Source organism: Maritimibacter sp. 55A14, assembly GCF_003122205.1.
GTDB lineage: Bacteria > Pseudomonadota > Alphaproteobacteria > Rhodobacterales > Rhodobacteraceae > QEYE01.
In genome coordinates, this window is the sequence record NZ_QEYE01000001.1 from 276,282 (window position 1) to 292,352 (window position 16,071).

Annotated in this window: 14 protein-coding genes; 11 read left to right on the forward strand and 3 right to left on the reverse strand. The window is 67.5% G+C overall.

Annotated elements, in window-relative coordinates; all coding sequences use genetic code 11:
* Nucleotides 1-42: 42 nt before the first annotated feature.
* The 10 genes from DDZ14_RS01335 (at nt 43) to DDZ14_RS01380 (ending at nt 11,115) form a co-directional block, all read left to right on the forward strand.
* The gene (locus DDZ14_RS01335) at nt 43-786 is read left to right on the forward strand and encodes an IclR family transcriptional regulator (protein ID WP_158275438.1); all 744 of its coding nucleotides are present in this window, start codon (nt 43-45) and stop codon (nt 784-786) included.
* Between the two features lie 129 nt (nt 787-915).
* Nucleotides 916-2,463 (forward strand): benzoate-CoA ligase family protein, encoded by a 1,548-nt coding sequence (locus DDZ14_RS01340; protein ID WP_109423132.1) that lies wholly within the window; start codon nt 916-918, stop codon nt 2,461-2,463.
* Entirely contained in the window at nt 2,463-3,281 is an 819-nt protein-coding gene (locus DDZ14_RS01345; RefSeq protein WP_109423133.1) for an alpha/beta fold hydrolase, read from the forward strand. Before DDZ14_RS01340 ends, DDZ14_RS01345 begins: the two co-directional genes overlap by 1 nt.
* Nucleotides 3,282-3,349: 68 nt before the next feature.
* Nucleotides 3,350-3,730 (forward strand): DUF309 domain-containing protein, encoded by a 381-nt coding sequence (locus DDZ14_RS01350; protein ID WP_109423134.1) that lies wholly within the window; start codon nt 3,350-3,352, stop codon nt 3,728-3,730.
* Between the two features lie 181 nt (nt 3,731-3,911).
* Nucleotides 3,912-5,573, forward strand: a complete 1,662-nt coding sequence (gene boxC / locus DDZ14_RS01355; RefSeq protein WP_199221256.1) for a 2,3-epoxybenzoyl-CoA dihydrolase — start codon at nt 3,912-3,914, stop codon at nt 5,571-5,573.
* A gap of 24 nt (nt 5,574-5,597) precedes the next feature.
* The gene (boxB, locus tag DDZ14_RS01360) at nt 5,598-7,049 is read left to right on the forward strand and encodes a benzoyl-CoA 2,3-epoxidase subunit BoxB (protein ID WP_109423136.1); all 1,452 of its coding nucleotides are present in this window, start codon (nt 5,598-5,600) and stop codon (nt 7,047-7,049) included.
* 115 nt (nt 7,050-7,164) lie between these two features.
* Nucleotides 7,165-8,361: a benzoyl-CoA 2,3-epoxidase subunit BoxA gene (gene boxA / locus DDZ14_RS01365; protein ID WP_109423137.1), complete on the forward strand. Its 1,197-nt coding sequence runs from the start codon at nt 7,165-7,167 to the stop codon at nt 8,359-8,361.
* Nucleotides 8,361-8,810: a thioesterase family protein gene (locus DDZ14_RS01370; protein WP_109423138.1), complete on the forward strand. Its 450-nt coding sequence runs from the start codon at nt 8,361-8,363 to the stop codon at nt 8,808-8,810. Before boxA ends, DDZ14_RS01370 begins: the two co-directional genes overlap by 1 nt.
* Before the next feature lie 96 nt (nt 8,811-8,906).
* Nucleotides 8,907-9,833 carry a helix-turn-helix transcriptional regulator gene (locus tag DDZ14_RS01375; protein WP_109423198.1) on the forward strand — a complete coding sequence of 309 codons (927 nt, stop codon included), beginning with the start codon at nt 8,907-8,909 and terminating at the stop codon, nt 9,831-9,833.
* Nucleotides 9,823-11,115 carry a 3-hydroxyacyl-CoA dehydrogenase family protein gene (locus DDZ14_RS01380; protein ID WP_109423139.1) on the forward strand — a complete coding sequence of 431 codons (1,293 nt, stop codon included), beginning with the start codon at nt 9,823-9,825 and terminating at the stop codon, nt 11,113-11,115. Before DDZ14_RS01375 ends, DDZ14_RS01380 begins: the two co-directional genes overlap by 11 nt.
* A gap of 268 nt (nt 11,116-11,383) precedes the next feature.
* Here the strand turns inward: DDZ14_RS01380 and DDZ14_RS01390 are convergent, their stop codons facing one another.
* The 3 genes from DDZ14_RS01390 to DDZ14_RS01400 form a co-directional block, all read right to left on the reverse strand.
* On the reverse strand, nt 11,384-12,313 hold the full coding sequence (locus DDZ14_RS01390; RefSeq protein ID WP_109423141.1) for a fumarylacetoacetate hydrolase family protein: 930 nt from the start codon (nt 12,311-12,313) through the stop codon (nt 11,384-11,386).
* Nucleotides 12,310-13,446: a cupin domain-containing protein gene (locus DDZ14_RS01395; RefSeq protein WP_109423142.1), complete on the reverse strand. Its 1,137-nt coding sequence runs from the start codon at nt 13,444-13,446 to the stop codon at nt 12,310-12,312. Before DDZ14_RS01395 ends, DDZ14_RS01390 begins: the two co-directional genes overlap by 4 nt.
* 86 nt (nt 13,447-13,532) lie before the next feature.
* Nucleotides 13,533-14,645, reverse strand: a complete 1,113-nt coding sequence (locus DDZ14_RS01400) for an anhydro-N-acetylmuramic acid kinase (RefSeq protein WP_109423143.1) — start codon at nt 14,643-14,645, stop codon at nt 13,533-13,535.
* A gap of 66 nt (nt 14,646-14,711) precedes the next feature.
* On the opposite strand from DDZ14_RS01400, the gene tyrS reads away from it, so the two are divergent.
* Nucleotides 14,712-16,019 (forward strand): tyrosine--tRNA ligase, encoded by a 1,308-nt coding sequence (tyrS, locus tag DDZ14_RS01405; protein ID WP_109423199.1) that lies wholly within the window; start codon nt 14,712-14,714, stop codon nt 16,017-16,019.
* The last annotated feature ends 52 nt before the right edge of the window (nt 16,020-16,071 follow it).

Genomic DNA, 16,071 nt, shown 5'->3' on the forward strand with positions numbered 1-16,071 from the left:
TACGTTATGCGTAAGTCAAGCCATCACATCGCGGAGGCCCCGATGACCGACAAGCCCAGACCGCCCGCCGGCCGCATCAGCGGCGTACAATCCGTCGAGGTGGCGCTGCGCCTGCTCAAGGCGCTGGCCCGCGCCCCCGGCCCCGCCAGCCTAACCGTGCTGGCCGCGGAGACCGGCATGGCCCCGGCCAAGGCGCACCGCTACCTGACCAGCCTCATCGCGGCGGGCATGGTGCGCCACAGGCAAAGCGGCAGCTACGACCTGGGCCCCGGCGCGGCCGAGATCGGGATCGCCGCGATCGCCCGCCACGACCCGGTGAACGCCGCCGCCGACGCCCTGCCCGGACTGGTGGACCGCACCGGGCTGACCGGGCTGCTGGCGGTCTGGGGCAATCGCGGCCCCACCGTCGTGCGTTGGGAGAAGGCCGCGACGCCGCTCGTCACCACGCTGGGGCTGGGATCGGTGCTGCCGGTCACTTCCTCGGCCACGGGGCTGGCCTTTCTTGCGCATCTCCCCGACCGCCTGACCGCACCGGCCATCGCCGCGGAAATCCCCGGCAAGGGCCCCGGCGACTTCGCCGATGCGGCCGCGGAGGTGCGCCGCGACGGACTGGCCATCGCGCGGCAGGATTTCATTCCTGGCCTCTACGCGATGGCGTGTCCGGTGCTCGATCTGCAAGACCGGGCGGCGGCGGTTGTCACGCTTATCACCACCGACCCGAAAGCCATCGCGCCCGGCAGTGCAGGCCGGCGCGCGCTCGCGGAATTCACGCCGGCGTCAGCGTGATGTGCAATATGTTGCAGAATTCATGCACATTTGTATTATTCTGCATAAAAGGTGCCGACTCAGCAGAGCGCCATGATGGCCGAAGCCGCCCGGAACAGCGGCGCGCGCGGCCGATGACCGGGAGGAAGAATGACACACGCGAACGAGAACGCGGCGCTCTATTTCGTCGACCGCCATGTCGATGAGGGGCGCGCCGAGAAGCCCGCTTTCATCGAGGGGATCGGGGCCGCGCGCAGCCTGAGCTATGGCGCGCTTTCGGACCTGTCGGGCCGCATGGCCGCGCTCTATGCCCGCCACGACATCCGCCGCGAGGACCGCGTCGCGATGCTGGTGCTCGACCAGATCGAGTTCCCGGTGATCTTCTGGGGCAGCCTGAAGGCAGGCGTGGTCCCGGTGGCGCTGAACACGCTGCTCTCCACCCAGGTCTATGACACGATCCTGCGCGACAGCCGGGCGCGCGCGCTCATCGTCTCGCACGACTTGCTGCCGGTGGTGGAGCCGCTCCTGGCCGACAGCCCCTACCTGGACGCGGTCTTCGTGATCGGCGGGGAGACCCCGGAAGGCTGCCACGACTTCACCGCGGAACTCGAGCGCAGCGAAACCGCGCCGCCGGTCGGCGTGAGCGGGGCGGAATGCGCCTTCTGGCTCTATTCCTCGGGCTCCACCGGCCAGCCCAAGGGCGTGCGCCATGTCCATGCCAGCCTGCGCGCGACATCCGACACCTACGGCGCCCAGGTCCTGGGTGTCGCGGAAGAGGACCGCGTCTTTTCCGCCGCCAAGATGTTCTTCGCCTACGGGCTGGGCAACGCGATGACATTCCCGATGGCCGTCGGCGCGACGACGCTGCTGCTGGCCGGGCGCCCGACGCCCGATGCCGTGCTCGACATCATCAACCGGCTCAAGCCCACGATCTTCGGCGGCGTGCCGACGCTCTACGCCGCGACGCTGGAGCATATCGACTCCGGCAAGGGCCGCATCGACGCACCGCTCCGCCGCTGCATTTCGGCCGGCGAGGCGCTGCCCGAGTTCATCGGCACATCCTGGAAGAAGCGGACCGGATGCGATATCCTCGATGGCGTCGGCTCCACCGAGATGCTGCATATCTTCCTGTCCAACCGGGCCGACGACGTGGTCTATGGCACTTCGGGCGTCGCAGTGCCGGGCTACGAGTTGCGGCTGGTGGACGAACACGGGCAGGAGGTCGGCACCGGCGAGGTGGGCGAATTGCTGGTGCAGGGCGACTCGGCCGCGCAGGATTACTGGAACCAGCGCGAGAAGAGCCGCGACACCTATGAGGGCCGCTGGACCCGCACCGGCGACAAGTACGAGCGCACCGCCGAGGGGCGCTATGTCTACTGCGGGCGCACCGACGACATGTTCAAGGTCTCGGGCATCTGGGTCTCGCCTTTCGAGGTGGAACAGGCGCTGACCTCCCACCCCGCCGTGCTGGAGGCCGCAGTCGTCGCGGCGCAGGACGAAGACGGGCTGCAAAAGCCCAAGGCCTTCGTCGTGCTGAAATCCGGCGCCGACCGCGACGGGCTGGAGGAGGCGCTCAAGGAGGTGGTCAAGGACCGGATCGGCAAGTGGAAATATCCGCGCTGGATCGAGATCGTGGAGGAATTGCCGAAGACCGCGACCGGCAAGATCCAGCGCTTCAGGCTCAGGGGAGAAGGCTGATGGAATGGTCGGATGGCGCGAACGTGATGATCGAGGCCGGCGGCAAGCGGCTGGAAGGCGCCTGTTTCGGCCCCTCGCCGGAGAAGGCCCCGACCATCGCGCTGCTGCATGAGGGGCTGGGCTGCCTGGCGCTCTGGCGCGACTTTCCGGCCCGGCTGGCCGCGGCGACGGGATTTGGCGTCTTCGCCTGGTCGCGCGCAGGTTACGGGCGGTCCGACCCGGCCGACCTGCCCCGCCCGCTCGACTACATGACGCGCGAGGCGGTCGATGTGCTGCCCGAGGTGCTGTCGGCTATCGGCTTTCGCCGCGGCATCCTGATGGGCCATTCCGACGGCGCGACAATCGCCGCGGTCTATGCCGGCAGCGTCGAGGATTTCCGCATCCGCGGCCTGATTCTGATGGCCCCGCATTTCTTCACCGAACCCGGCGGGCTGGCCTCCATCGCCCAAGCCAAGACCGCCTACGAGACCGGCGACCTGGCCGCGCGGATGGCGAAATATCACGACAATCCCGACATTGCCTTCCGCGGCTGGAACGACGCCTGGCTCGATCCCGGCTTCAAGGCGTGGAACGTGGCCGAGGTGATCGACTATCTGCGCATCCCGGTGCTGGCGATCCAGGGCGAGGCCGACGAATACGGGACGCGCGCCCAGATCGACGAGCTGGAGACGCGCAGCTACGCGCCCGTCGACGTGACCATGCTGCCCGGCTGCGGCCATGCCCCGCAAATCGACGCGCCGGAGGCGACGCTGGCCGCGGCGGCCGAGTTCACCGCCCGGCTGGAGCGGATCGAACATGCCGAGGTGGCCGTGTCGTGACCCGCAGCCCGCCCCTCCCCACGCGCGCCTACTTGCCCGGCCGCACCCCCCGCCCTGCAAAGGGCTTCATGGATGGGGTGATTGCCGAGGCGCCCGCGGTCACGCGCGATGCCGGGCACGGGTCCAATATCGTCTGGACCTACGGGCGGCGGCTGATCGCGGAAGGCTTCTACTGGGAGGCGCACGAGGTGCTGGAGCCGGTCTGGATGAACGCACCGCCCAACTCGCGCGAACGGCATATGGTGCAGGCCGTGATCCACTTGGCCAATGCCGGGTTGAAGCGGCGTATGGGCAAGCCGCGCGCGGCGGCCAGGCTCGACGCACTGGCGGCCGAATGCGCCGGGCGCGCCTTTGCCGGGCGCGACGGCGCGGTGATGGGCCTTTCCCCGGCAGCGCTGGATGAGATGCGACAGGGAATCGCATGCGTAACGGAGGCGGAACAGGTATGATGCATTATATTTCACATTTCGGATATGGCAGAAAAAGCGCTCAACGCTTTGTGTTTAAACAACATAATGCCAGGAAATGCCAATCCACCTCTTCTCTTGCCCTGACGCCAAAATGCACTATCTTGCAGAAACGTTACGGCGCCGGCCCGACGCCCCGCCCGCAGCAGACAGGAGACCGACCGTGACCAAGCGCATCGACTTTCAGACCGACCCGTCAAAGTACCGGCACTGGCGCGTGGAATATGACGGCCCGGTCGCGCATCTCTACATGGATGTGGACGAGAAGGGCGGACTCTTCGACGGCTACGAGCTGAAGCTCAACTCCTACGATCTGGGCGTCGATATCGAGCTGTCCGACGTGGTGCAACGGATGCGCTTCGAGCACCCGGAGGTCGGCGCGGTGGTGATGCGTTCGGGCAAGGACAAGGTCTTCTGCGCCGGCGCGAATATCCGCATGCTGGGCGGGGCGGCCCATGCCCACAAGGTCAATTTCTGCAAATTCACCAACGAGACCCGCAACACCTATGAGGCCGCCGGCGCCGAGAGCGGACAAAGCTATATCTGCGCGGTGCGCGGCGCATGCGCGGGCGGCGGCTACGAGCTGGCGCTGGCCTGCGACCACATCATCCTGACCGATGACGGCTCATCTTCGGTGGCGCTGCCCGAGGTGCCGCTCCTGGCGGTGCTGCCGGGCACCGGCGGGCTGACCCGCGTGACCGACAAGCGCAAGATGCGCCGCGACCTGGCCGATGTCTTCTGCGCGATGGAGGAAGGCGTGCGCGGCCAGCGCGCCAAGGAGTGGCGGCTGGTGGACGAGGTGGTGAAGAACTCGCAATTCGATCAGACCGTGGCCGAACGCGCCGCCGAATTCGCGGCCCGCAACAACCGCCCCGCAAACGCCGAAGGCATCGCCCTGCCCCCGCTCGAGCGCAGCTTCGCCGAGGACGGCAGCGTCAGCTATTCGCTGGTCGAGGTGTCGATGGACCGCGACGCGGGCGTGGCGACGGTGACGATCAAGGGCCCCGACACGCCGCCGCCGGCCAACACCGGCGAGTTGCACGCGCAGGGCGCACAGGGTTGGGCGCTGCGGGCGGCGCGCGAACTGGACGACGCCATCCTGCATCTGCGGCTCAACGAAACGGAAGCCGGGGTTATCGTACTGCGCACCCAGGGCGACCCGGCGGCGGTGGCTGCGCATGAGGCATTCCTGCTGGCGCATCGCGATTTCTGGCTGGCCAACGAGATCCTGCTCTACTGGAAACGGCTGCTCAAGCGCATCGACGTGACCTCGCGCACCCTGACCGCGATGGTCGAGCACGGCTCCTGCTTCGCGGGCATGCTGGCGGAGCTGATCTTCGCCGCCGACCGCAGCTACATGATGGAGGACGAGTTCGAGGGCGACAATCGGCCGACGGCCACGGTCACGCTGACCGAGGGCAATTTCGGCCCCTACCCGATGGGCAACGAGCTGACCCGGCTTCAGACCCGTTTCCTGGGCACGCCGGAGGCCGTGGAGGCCGCCAGGGAACGTATCGGCGAGCCGCTCGAGGCATCTGATGCCAGCGATCTGGGCCTCGTGACCTTCGCCTTCGACGATATCGACTGGGAGGATGAGATCCGCATCTTCCTGGAGGAGCGCGCGAGCTTCTCGCCCGATGCGCTGACGGGGATGGAGGCCAATCTGCGCTTTGCCGGCCCCGAGACGATGGAGACACGGATTTTCGGCCGCCTGACCGCCTGGCAGAACTGGATTTTCCAGCGCCCCAACGCGGTGGGCGAGGACGGCGCACTGCAACGCTACGGCACCGGGCAGCGCGGCGCTTTCGACATGCGCCGGGTCTGAGGATTTCACGCGAGGAGAGACGACATGCTTGATCTGAACAATGTCAGCTACGACACCATGATCCCCAACAATGTGGGCCTGTCGCAGGACCGGCGCGTGCTCAAGGCCCTGGAAAAATGGCACCCCGGCTATATCAACTGGTGGAACGACCTGATCCCGCAGAATTTCCAGGAGAGCCTGGTCTATCTGCGCACCGCCGTCAGCGTGGACCCGAAGGGCTGGGCCAAATTCGACTACGTGAAAATGCCGGAATACCGCTGGGGCATCCTGCTGGCCCCCGCGGTGGAGGACCGGCGCATCCCCTGCGGCGAGCATGCCGGCCAGCCCGCATGGCAGGAGGTACCGGGGGAGTACCGCGCCATGCTGCGCCGGCTGATCGTGATCCAGGGCGACACCGAGCCCGCCAGCGTCGAGCAGCAGCGCTTCCTGGGCAAGACCGCGCCCTCGCTCTATGACATGCGCAACCTCTTCCAGGTCAATGTCGAGGAGGGCCGCCATCTCTGGGCGATGGTCTACCTGCTGCAGAAATATTTCGGCCGCGACGGGCGCGAGGAGGCCGACGGGCTGCTGCAACGCTCCTCCGGCTCGGAGGAAGCGCCGCGGATGCTGGGCGCCTTCAACGAGGAGACGCCGGACTGGCTGTCGTTCTTCATGTTCACCTATTTCACCGACCGCGACGGCAAGATGCAGCTCGAGTCGCTGGCGCAGTCGGGCTTCGATCCGCTCTCGCGCACCTGCCGCTTCATGCTGACCGAGGAAGCCCACCACATGTTCGTGGGCGAAACCGGCGTGGGCCGCACCATTCAGCGCACCTGCGAGGCGATGAACGAGGCCGGGATCACCGACCCCTACGAAATAGACAAGGTCCGTGCCCTGGGCGTGATCGACCTGCCGACGATCCAGAAGAAGCTGAACCTGCATTACACGCTGTCGCTCGATCTCTTCGGCGGCGAGGTCTCGACCAACGCGGCCAATGCCTTCAACGCGGGCATCAAGGGCCGCTACATGGAGAACCGGATCGAGGACGATCACAAGCTGACCGGCGCCACCTACCCGGTGTCCGAAGTGGCCGGCGACGTGATCCGCGTGGCCGACGCCCCGGCGCTCACCGCGATCAACATGCGGCTGCGCGACGACTATACCCGCGACGCCGCGGGCGGCGTGGGGCGCTGGAACAAGATCATCTCCAAGGCCGGCATCGACTTTGAACTGAAACTGCCGCATGAAGGGTTCCACCGCCAGATCGGCGTCTTCGCGGGCGTGCCCGTGACCCCCGAGGGCCGGGTGATCAGCGCGGAGGAGTGGGAGGCAAAGCGCGCCGAATGGCTGCCCACCAGGGCCGATGGCGATTTCATCCAGTCGCTCATGGTACCGACATTCGAGACGGGGAAATACGCCGGCTGGATCGCGCCCCCGAAAGTGGGCATCGACAACAAGCCGGGCGACTTCGAATATGTGAAACTGCACATGGCCTGACCGCTGCGCCCCGCCCCGGCCGGTCGGTGGCGGGGCACCGGCAGGATTTGAGTATTTCGGGAAAGATGAAGCGGCGGGAGGGCCGTGCCGCCCGGATCGCCGCAGGGGAGAGATCATGACCAAGCCGATGAAGCAGCATCTCATCGACCCGGAGATCTGCATCCGCTGCTACACCTGCGAGATGACCTGCCCGATCAACGCGATCGAGCACAATGACGACAATGTCGTGGTCGATCCCGATATCTGCAACATGTGCATGGCCTGCATCCCGGTCTGTCCCACCGGGTCCATCGACGAATGGCGGGTGGTGCGCGAGCCCTATTCGCTGGAGGACCAGTACGGCTGGGACGAGTTGCCCGAGCAGGAGGAGTTCCCCGCCACAGCGTCAGAGGCCGAGACATCCATCGAGGCGATGGACGAGGCGATGGCCGCGCTGCTGGCCGATGCGCACAAGGGGGCGGGCGGACGCGCCAGGGCGCCGGTCTCCGCCTCCAAGCCCACGGTCAATCTCTACACGATTTCCAAGCCGGTTGAGGCCACGGTGCAGGGCAATTACCGGCTGACGGGCGACGACGCCGACAACGACGTGCGCCACATCATCCTGGATTTCGGCGCGACGTCCTTTCCCGTGCTCGAAGGCCAGAGCATCGGCATTACCGCGCCGGGCACCGATGCCGGGGGCAAGCCGCACCTGCCCCGGCTCTACTCCGTATCCAGCCCGCGCGACGGCGAGCGGCCGAATTACAACAACCTGTCGCTGACCGTGAAGCGCGAGCCGCATGGCGTTTGCTCCAACTATGTCTGCGATCTGAAGGCGGGCGACAAGGTGGCGGTGACCGGGCCCTTCGGATCGACCTTCCTGATGCCCAACGACCCGGAGGCGAAACTGTTGATGATCTGCACCGGCACGGGCTCTGCGCCGTTCCGGGCCTTCACCATGCACCGGCGGCGCACCAATCCGGGTGCGACCGGGCGCATGAGCCTCTTCTTCGGCGCCCGCGCCCCCGACAGCCTGCCCTATTTCGGCCCGCTGAAGAAAGTGCCCGAGAGCGCGCTCGCCAAGAATTTCGCCTTCAGCCGGGTCGCGGGCCAGCCAAAGACCTATGTCCAGGACAAGCTGCGCGAGCAGGAGGAAGCCGTGGCCGAACTGATCTGCGACCCTGCCACGCATGTCTATATCTGCGGGTTGCGCGGTATGGAGGAAGGCGTCGAGAAGGCGCTCTCGAACATCGCCGAAAGCACCGGCACGCAATGGCTTGCCTTGCGCGACACGATGCGCGAGGAAGGCCGGTATCACGTGGAAACCTATTGATGGATCAGACGAATTTGCCCGAAGTGGCTGTTTTCCGGCACCGGATCAAGGTGCGCTGGTCGGATTGCGACCCGGCGCAGATCGCCTATACCGGGCGCATCCCCTATTTCGCGCTGGAGGCAATCGATGCCTGGTGGGAATCGGTCACCGGCACGGACTGGTTCCGGCTCAACGTCGATCGCGGCATGGGGGCGCCCTTCGTACATCTTTCGGTCGACTTCCGCGCCCCGGTCACGCCGCGCGCGCCGCTCGATTGCGAGGTCCGGCTGACACGGCTGGGGGAAAGCTCCATCGGGTTCGCGGTGCGCGGGTTGCAGGACGGCACGCTCTGCTTCGAGGGCCGTTTCGTGGAAGCCTTCGTGATCGCCCATCCGATGCGCAAGACGGCGATCCCCGCCGGGATCCGCGCCCGGATGGAGCCTTATCTGGTGGCCGAAACGGCGCGCTGAGTCGGCAAGGCGTCGCAGGGGCCTGGAAATATATTGCATGTCATTGCCCGCTATGGCTAGATTTTGCGGCAGGTAGCCGAAGTGGAGACCAAGGATATGCGCGCCAGTCCCGGATTGAGCGACACGATCTTGCAGGATACTGCGCAGGACGCCGCATCGGCGGATGTGGACGCGTTCATCGCACTGGTGGGTGCTCGGACGCGGCGCGCCCGTGCGTTGCGGGCCATGTCGCGCCGCGTGCTGTCGGAACGCTCGGGCGTGTCGCAGCGCTATCTCGCGCAGCTTGAAAGCGGCCAGGGCAATATCTCCATCGGGCTTTTGATGCGGGTGGCGCAGGCGCTTAAAATGCGCATCGAGTTCCTGGTCGGCGAGGACGACCCGTGGGAGTCGGAGACCGTGCAGATGGCGCAGCATTTCCGCGACGCCTCGCCTGAGCAGCGCCAGCGCGTGCGCCAGATCCTCAATGTCGGCCCCGATCACGAGACCCGGCGTCAGCGCATCTGCCTGATCGGGTTGCGCGGTGCGGGCAAGTCCACGCTGGGCCGGCTCCTGGGCGCCGAGCTGGGCCTGCCCTTCACCGAGCTCAACCAGCACATCGAGGAGCAGAGCGGCATGCCCGTGGCCGAGGTCATGGCGCTTTACGGCCAGGAAGGCTATCGGCGGCTGGAACACGAAGCGCTGGAGCGCATCGTCACCGAGCGCGACGCGGTGGTGCTCGCGGTCGCAGGCGGGATCGTTTCCGAATCCGAGACATTCACCCTGCTTCTGCGGAATTTCCACACGATCTGGCTGCGCGCGAGCCCCGGCGAGCATATGGAACGGGTCCGCGCCCAGGGCGACCGGCGTCCGATGGCCGGCAATCCCAAGGCGATGGAGGAACTCACCTCGATCCTGACCAGCCGCGAGGCGCTTTATGCCCGCGCCCAGGCCACGGTGAACACCTCGGGCGAGAGCGTCGAGGACAGCCTGGCCCGGCTCCGGCACGTGGTGGAGGAGTTGGGCATCGCCGCCGATGAAGACTGAGGCCGACGGCAGGGCGCATATCGCACACGCCGAGGCCCGCGCGCGTGCGCAACCCGCGGGGTTCCGGCCCGTCCGTTCGGCCCTGCTGGCAGGATGCGGCAATGTCGGAGCCGGGCTGGCCTTCGCGCTCGACGCGGCGGGTATCGCGGTTCATGTGGCGGAACGGCCCGACGCGGTGGCGCGCTGCACGGACATGCTGGGCCGGCTGGTGGATGACGCGGTGGCGCGCGGGCTCTGCCCCGCGGGCGAGGCCGCGGCGCGCAAGGCACGGCTTGCCCCCCGCGCCGGGCTGGCGGACCGGCCGCCTGCGCAGATCGCCATCGAGGCCGTGGACGAGGACCCTGACGAAAAGGCCCGCGCCCTGCGCGCGCTGGAGGCCGCCGCGCCCGAAGCGGAGGCCGTCCTCACCTGCAGCGCCAGCCTGCCCGTCGATGCGCTGGCCGGGGCCTGCACCCTGCCCGCGCGACTGACTGGCCTGCGCATCCAGCCGCCCGCGCATCTCAGCCGGCTGGCGGAGATCGCGCCGGGGCCGCGCACTGCGCCCGAGGCGCGCGCGGCCGCACTGTCGCTCGCGCATATGCTGGACAAGCTCGCCCTGACGCTGGCCGCCGGCGCCCCCTCGCCCGTCGAGCGGCTGCGCCGCCGGATGCTGGAGGTCGCGGAGATGATCCTGCTCGACGGCTCGGTGCCCTGGGAAGTGGACGCGGCGATGGAAGCGTTCGGCTTCTCCCCCGGTCCTTTCGCGGCGCAGGACATCACGGGGCTCGACGCGGATTACGTGATCCGCCGGCGCGCCGCCCCCACCCGCGACCCGGCGCGCCGCTATGTGCCGATCTCCGACCGGATGGTGCAGGAGGGGCGGCTGGGCCGCAAGGTGGGCGTCGGCTGGTACCGCTATCCCGGCGGCGGCGGCGCAGTGATCGACCCGCTGCTGGAGGACATGATCACCGAGGAGGCCCGCTTCGCCCGCGTCAGCCGACGGGAATTCGACGCAGACCAGATCCGGACCCGGCTGATCGCCGCACTGGTCAACGAGGCCGCCGCGATACTGGACGAGGGCGTGCTGGCAAGCGCCGCCGAGATCGACTTGGTGTCGGTCCACGCACTCGGCTTCCCGCGCGCCCGCGGCGGGCTGCTGTGGCATGCCGACCGGATCGGGCTCGCGCGGATCCTGGACGACCTGACCCGGCTGGCGCGCGAGGACCCGGCGGTCTGGACGCCCGCGCCGCTTCTCGCGCGACTGGTCGCGGAGGGGCCGGGTTTCACCGATGCGGCGGGCTGAGAGACGGCTGAGAACCTGTTTCGAGACCCTGAACCGAAACGGTGAGGATGGACCTCGCGACCGCTTGCAGGTCCGGACACGAGCCACGCGGGGCCAAGGGACAAACCTTCGCCTATGTATCGCGCCAATTCGAAGTCACGCCCGCCCCGGCCTCCGCGCCGGGGGCCCGTCGCCGGATGCGCGAGGCCCCGGACCAAGTCCGGGGCGGGGCTCCGATCAGACGCGACAGGCTCCAGGACCATGAATTGCGGATCGAAACGGAGCCTGCCTAGCGCGGCGTCACCGGACCTGCGGCCACGACCGGGTTGCGGATTGTGCCGATGCCGTCCACCCCCGCCTCGATCACATCGCCGGGCCAGAGCCATTCCTGCGGCGTCCGGCCGGCGCCCACGCCCTCGGGCGTGCCGGTGGCGATGATGTCGCCGGGCTCCAGCGACATGCCACGCGAGATGTCGGCGATCAACTCGGGTATCTTGAAGAGCATGAAGCGCGTGTTGGAGCGCTGCTTCTCGACACCGTTCACGGTCAGCCAGAGGTCGAGCGCATGGGGGTCTTCCAGTTCGTCCGCGGTGACGATGCAGGGACCGAAGGGCGCGTAGGTATCCATTCCCTTCGAATAGATCCACTGCCCCGCCCGGCGGTTGTCGCGCGCGCTGATGTCGATCATGATCGAATATCCGAAGACGTGATCCATCGCCGCCGCCTCGCTGACGCGGCGGGCGCGGTTGCCGATGATGACCGCCAGTTCCACCTCCCAGTCGAGCTGTTGCGTGATCGAGCCGTCATGCTCCACCGCGCCACCCGGCCCCACCACGGCGGTCGGCGGCTTGGTGAAGATCACCGGCTCCTTGGGCAGGTCCTTGTCGGTGTCGAGCGCGGCGCTCGATTCGGCCACGTGCTCGGTATAGTTCAGCCCGATGCCGAAGATGTTCTTGCGCGGCCGCGGGATCGGCGCCAGCAGGTCCACATTGGCCAGCGGCCGAGCGCAGCCCACGGGCCAGTCGCCCTCGGCATGGTCGAGCGCGCCCGCCAGCGCGTCGAGCCCCGGACGGCCCAGGTCGATCAACGCGTTCATCTCGTCGGGCAGATCCTCGCCCAGCGCCGCGCCAAGCGCCGCGACATCCACCACGAGATCGTCGCGGATCACACCCAGAACGGCAGGCGCATATAGGTTTTCCCTGTATGTTATCAGTCTCATGCACTGCTCCCTTGATTCTGGATCGGTTGCTGGCCGCCGTTTTCGCCGAAGGCTTCCTCGCGAAAGAGGCCCAGTGCCTGCATCACCGGCAGGTCGTTGAGGCAGAAAAGGCAGGCGTCCTCGGTCTCCGACCCGTTCGCGTGTTCGTGCCAAGCCCATGACGGCACGCAGAAAATGTCGCGCTCCTGCCAGTCGAAACGCCGGCCGTCGATGACAGAATGTCCGCTCCCCTTGCAGACCTGGTAGAGAAAGCTTCCGGTGTGCCGGTGCGCCTGCGTGGCCTCGCCCGGCCGCAGCATCTGCATGCTGGCCCCCAGCGTCTGCATCACCGGGCCCGATGTGACCGGGTTCATGTATTGCATCAGGATGCCGTCAAAGGGCGACCCGTCGCTGGCCGCGGCATGGGCCTCAAGCGCCTCGTATGTCCGGTCCCATTCATATTTGAACATTGGCGAATAACCCTTGTCCCAGGCCCCGCCGCCGGGCCGCAAGCCCGGATTGCCCCAGATCGCGGTCATGTCGTCCACCGGATGCGCGACGGCCTGTGTCAGATCGGGATGCACCTCGTAGAAATTCGCCTCCAACGCGTTGACCAGCGGGATGTCCAGCCCGTCCTGCCAGATGCAGGGCGTACCGTCACAGGCCACGGCATGCTCATGCCAGGTGCCGTTCGGGGTGAGCACGAAATCATTGGCGTTCAGGGTCATCTTGTGGCCGTCCACCACCGTATAGGCGCCACGCCCCTCCATGATGAATCGGATCGCGCTGGCGGAATGCCGATGGGCGGAGGCCTGCTCGCCCGGATGCATGACCTGCAGCCCGGCATAGATCCAGCCTACCGCGGCGGCCACGTCCGAACGGCCCGGATTGTTCAGGTAGACCACGCGCCGCCCCGCCTTCTCGGGCGTGACCAGTTCGACCGAGCGCAACACATGCGCGCGCAAATCGGTATAGCGCCAGATCATCGGCACCGATGACGATTGCGGCTCCCAGGGCTCGATCTTGTTGGCCACGGTCCAGAGCGCTCCCGCGCCGTGGCGCTCCAACTCGTCGTAATAGGCCAACAGTTCCGGCGTGTCCTCGACATTCGCGCGGCCGGGGACATCTTCGCGATAGCGGTCATGGCGTGCCATCCTCGGGTCTCCCTTCCCGTTGACATCGGCATGCCCGCAGGCTCTCCCATTCGCGGCAGAGGGTAAAGCGGTTTCTCCCCTGCGCGCTACTCCCCCGGCCGGCTGATCTGTCCGCCGCCGACCGCGGCAGCCACGCCGGTTGTTCCCGGGCAGCTTGTCGGCAGCCCGTAGAGCACCCGCACGCCCAGATAGGCGAAAGCCTGCGCCTCCAGCATGTCGCCGTCGAGGCCCACATCCTCCACCGGCTGGACAAGAACATCAAGTTCCGCCTGCAATACATTCATAATATGAGCGTTTCTTCGCCCACCACCTGCCACCAGAAAACGCTCCACCGGGGCCGGGAAATGCTCCGTCCCGCGCGCCACCGCAGCCGCGATGCATGCGGCGAGCGTCGCGCAGGCGTCTTCGGTCGTCAGCTCCGACATGGCGTCGAGGAGAAATGAAAATTCGTTCCTGTCCAGAGACTTGGGCGGTATTCTGAAGAAATGCGGCTGCTCCAGCATCCGCGCCACCACGGCCGCGTCCGCCCGCCCGGCGGCGGCCAGCGCGCCGCCCTCGTCACAGGCCGGCCCGCCGCGCGCGCGCAGCAGATCGTCGATCGGCGCGTTAGCCGGACCGGTGTCGAAGGCCAGCAGCGCGCCCTCGGCCTCCGGCGCGGCGGCCCGCGGATCGACCCAGGTCAGGTTGCCCACCCCGCCGAGATTGAGGAAGGCCACCGGTCCGCCGGCGCCGATCCGGCGCGCGCAGGCCCAGTGGTAGAAGGGCGCCAGCGGCGCGCCCTCGCCGCCCAGTGCTACGTCGGAACTGCGGAAATCCCAGACCACGGTCAGGCCGCTTTGCTCCGCCAGCCGCGCGCCGTCGCCTGCCTGATGCGTGCCGCGCCCGCGCGGCTCATGCGCCAGCGTCTGGCCGTGAAATCCCAGCAGGTCCACGCCCTGCGCCCCGGCCAGCAACTCGGCATGGGCGGCACGCACCACCGCCTCGGCCGCCGCCACGCCGGGCTCGCCCGGCCAGCGGCCCTGTGCGGCGGCCAGCGTCGCGCGCTCGGCGTCGGTATAGGGGCGATAGCCCGTCTCGCCGAATTCCAGGATCTCCACCCCGTCGGTGCGCAGGAGAGCCATATCCACCCCGTCCATCGACGTGCCCGACATCGCCCCCAGCGCCCAGAGCGGCGCGCGCTCCCTGCCGTGTTTGCGCATGGCCTTTTCCTTTGCCCCCGGCGCCTGTATGGAGAAGCGCCCGGTGACAGAATGGACCACGCCCGCATGACCTACCACCCGAAATCCGAGTTTCTTCAGGTGATGACCGAGCGCGGCTATCTCGCCGATTGCACCGATCTGCAAGGCCTCGACAAGGCGCTCGCCGCCGGCGCGCTGCCCGGCTATATCGGCTTCGACGCGACCGCCCGCTCGCTGCATGTGGGCTCGCTCATCCAGATCATGATGCTGCGCTGGCTGCAGAAGACCGGCCACAAGCCGCTGGTGCTGATGGGCGGGGGCACCACCAAGGTGGGCGATCCCAGCTTCCGCGCCGACGAGCGCCCGCTGCTGACCCAGGCGCAGATCAACGACAACATTGCCGGCATCCGCGCGGTCTTCGCCTCCTATATCGACTTCGGCGACGGGCCGACCGGCGCGGTCATGCTCGACAATTCCGAATGGCTCGACGGGCTCAACTACCTGGACTTTCTGCGCGATATCGGGCGGCATTTCTCGGTCAACCGGATGCTGGCCTTCGAGTCGGTCAAGTCGCGCATCGACCGCGAACAATCGCTGAGCTTCCTGGAATTCAACTACATGATCCTGCAGGCCTACGACTTCCTGGAGCTCTACCGCCGATTCGGCTGCCGGCTGCAGATGGGCGGCTCGGACCAGTGGGGCAACATCGTCAACGGCATCGACCTGACCCGCCGCGTGGCGGGGGCCGAGGTCTTCGGACTGACCTCGCCGCTACTGACCACGTCGGATGGCCGGAAGATGGGCAAATCGGCAGGTGGCGCGGTCTGGCTCGATGCGGGCATGCACTCGGTTTTCGATTTCTGGCAGTTCTGGCGCAACACCGCCGATGCCGATGTCGGGCGCTTCCTGAAGCTCTATACCGAACTGCCGCTCGACGAATGCGCGCGGCTGGGCGCGCTCGGGGGGGCGGAGATCAATACGGCCAAGATCGCGCTGGCCAATGCGGTGACGACGCTCGCCCACGGGGCCGAGGCCGCCAAGGCCGCCGAAGAGACGGCGCGCGAAGTCTTCGAGAAAGGGGTTTCTGGACCTATGTCTGCGCATGAGTCAGGCGAGGATGTGGCGTCAATTCAAGGGCGCGTTAGCAGCTTACCCACTCTGAAGCTCACACGGGAAGAACTTGGAAAAGGTCTGTCTATTGTCCAAGTCTTCGTCCGCTCGGGCCTGGCGAAATCCGGCAAGGACGCCAAGCGCCTGATCGCCGAGGGCGGCGCGCGGCTCAACGACGAACCGATCACCGATCCGGGCCTCGTGCTCGACGCGGGCGCGCTGGCGCAGCCGGTCAAACTCTCCGCCGGCAAGAAACGCCACGCGCTCGTCACGCTGGACGGCTAGGCGCACCCCCCCCCCTTTCATCTTTCCCCAAATACTCACTTTCCCGGCGCCA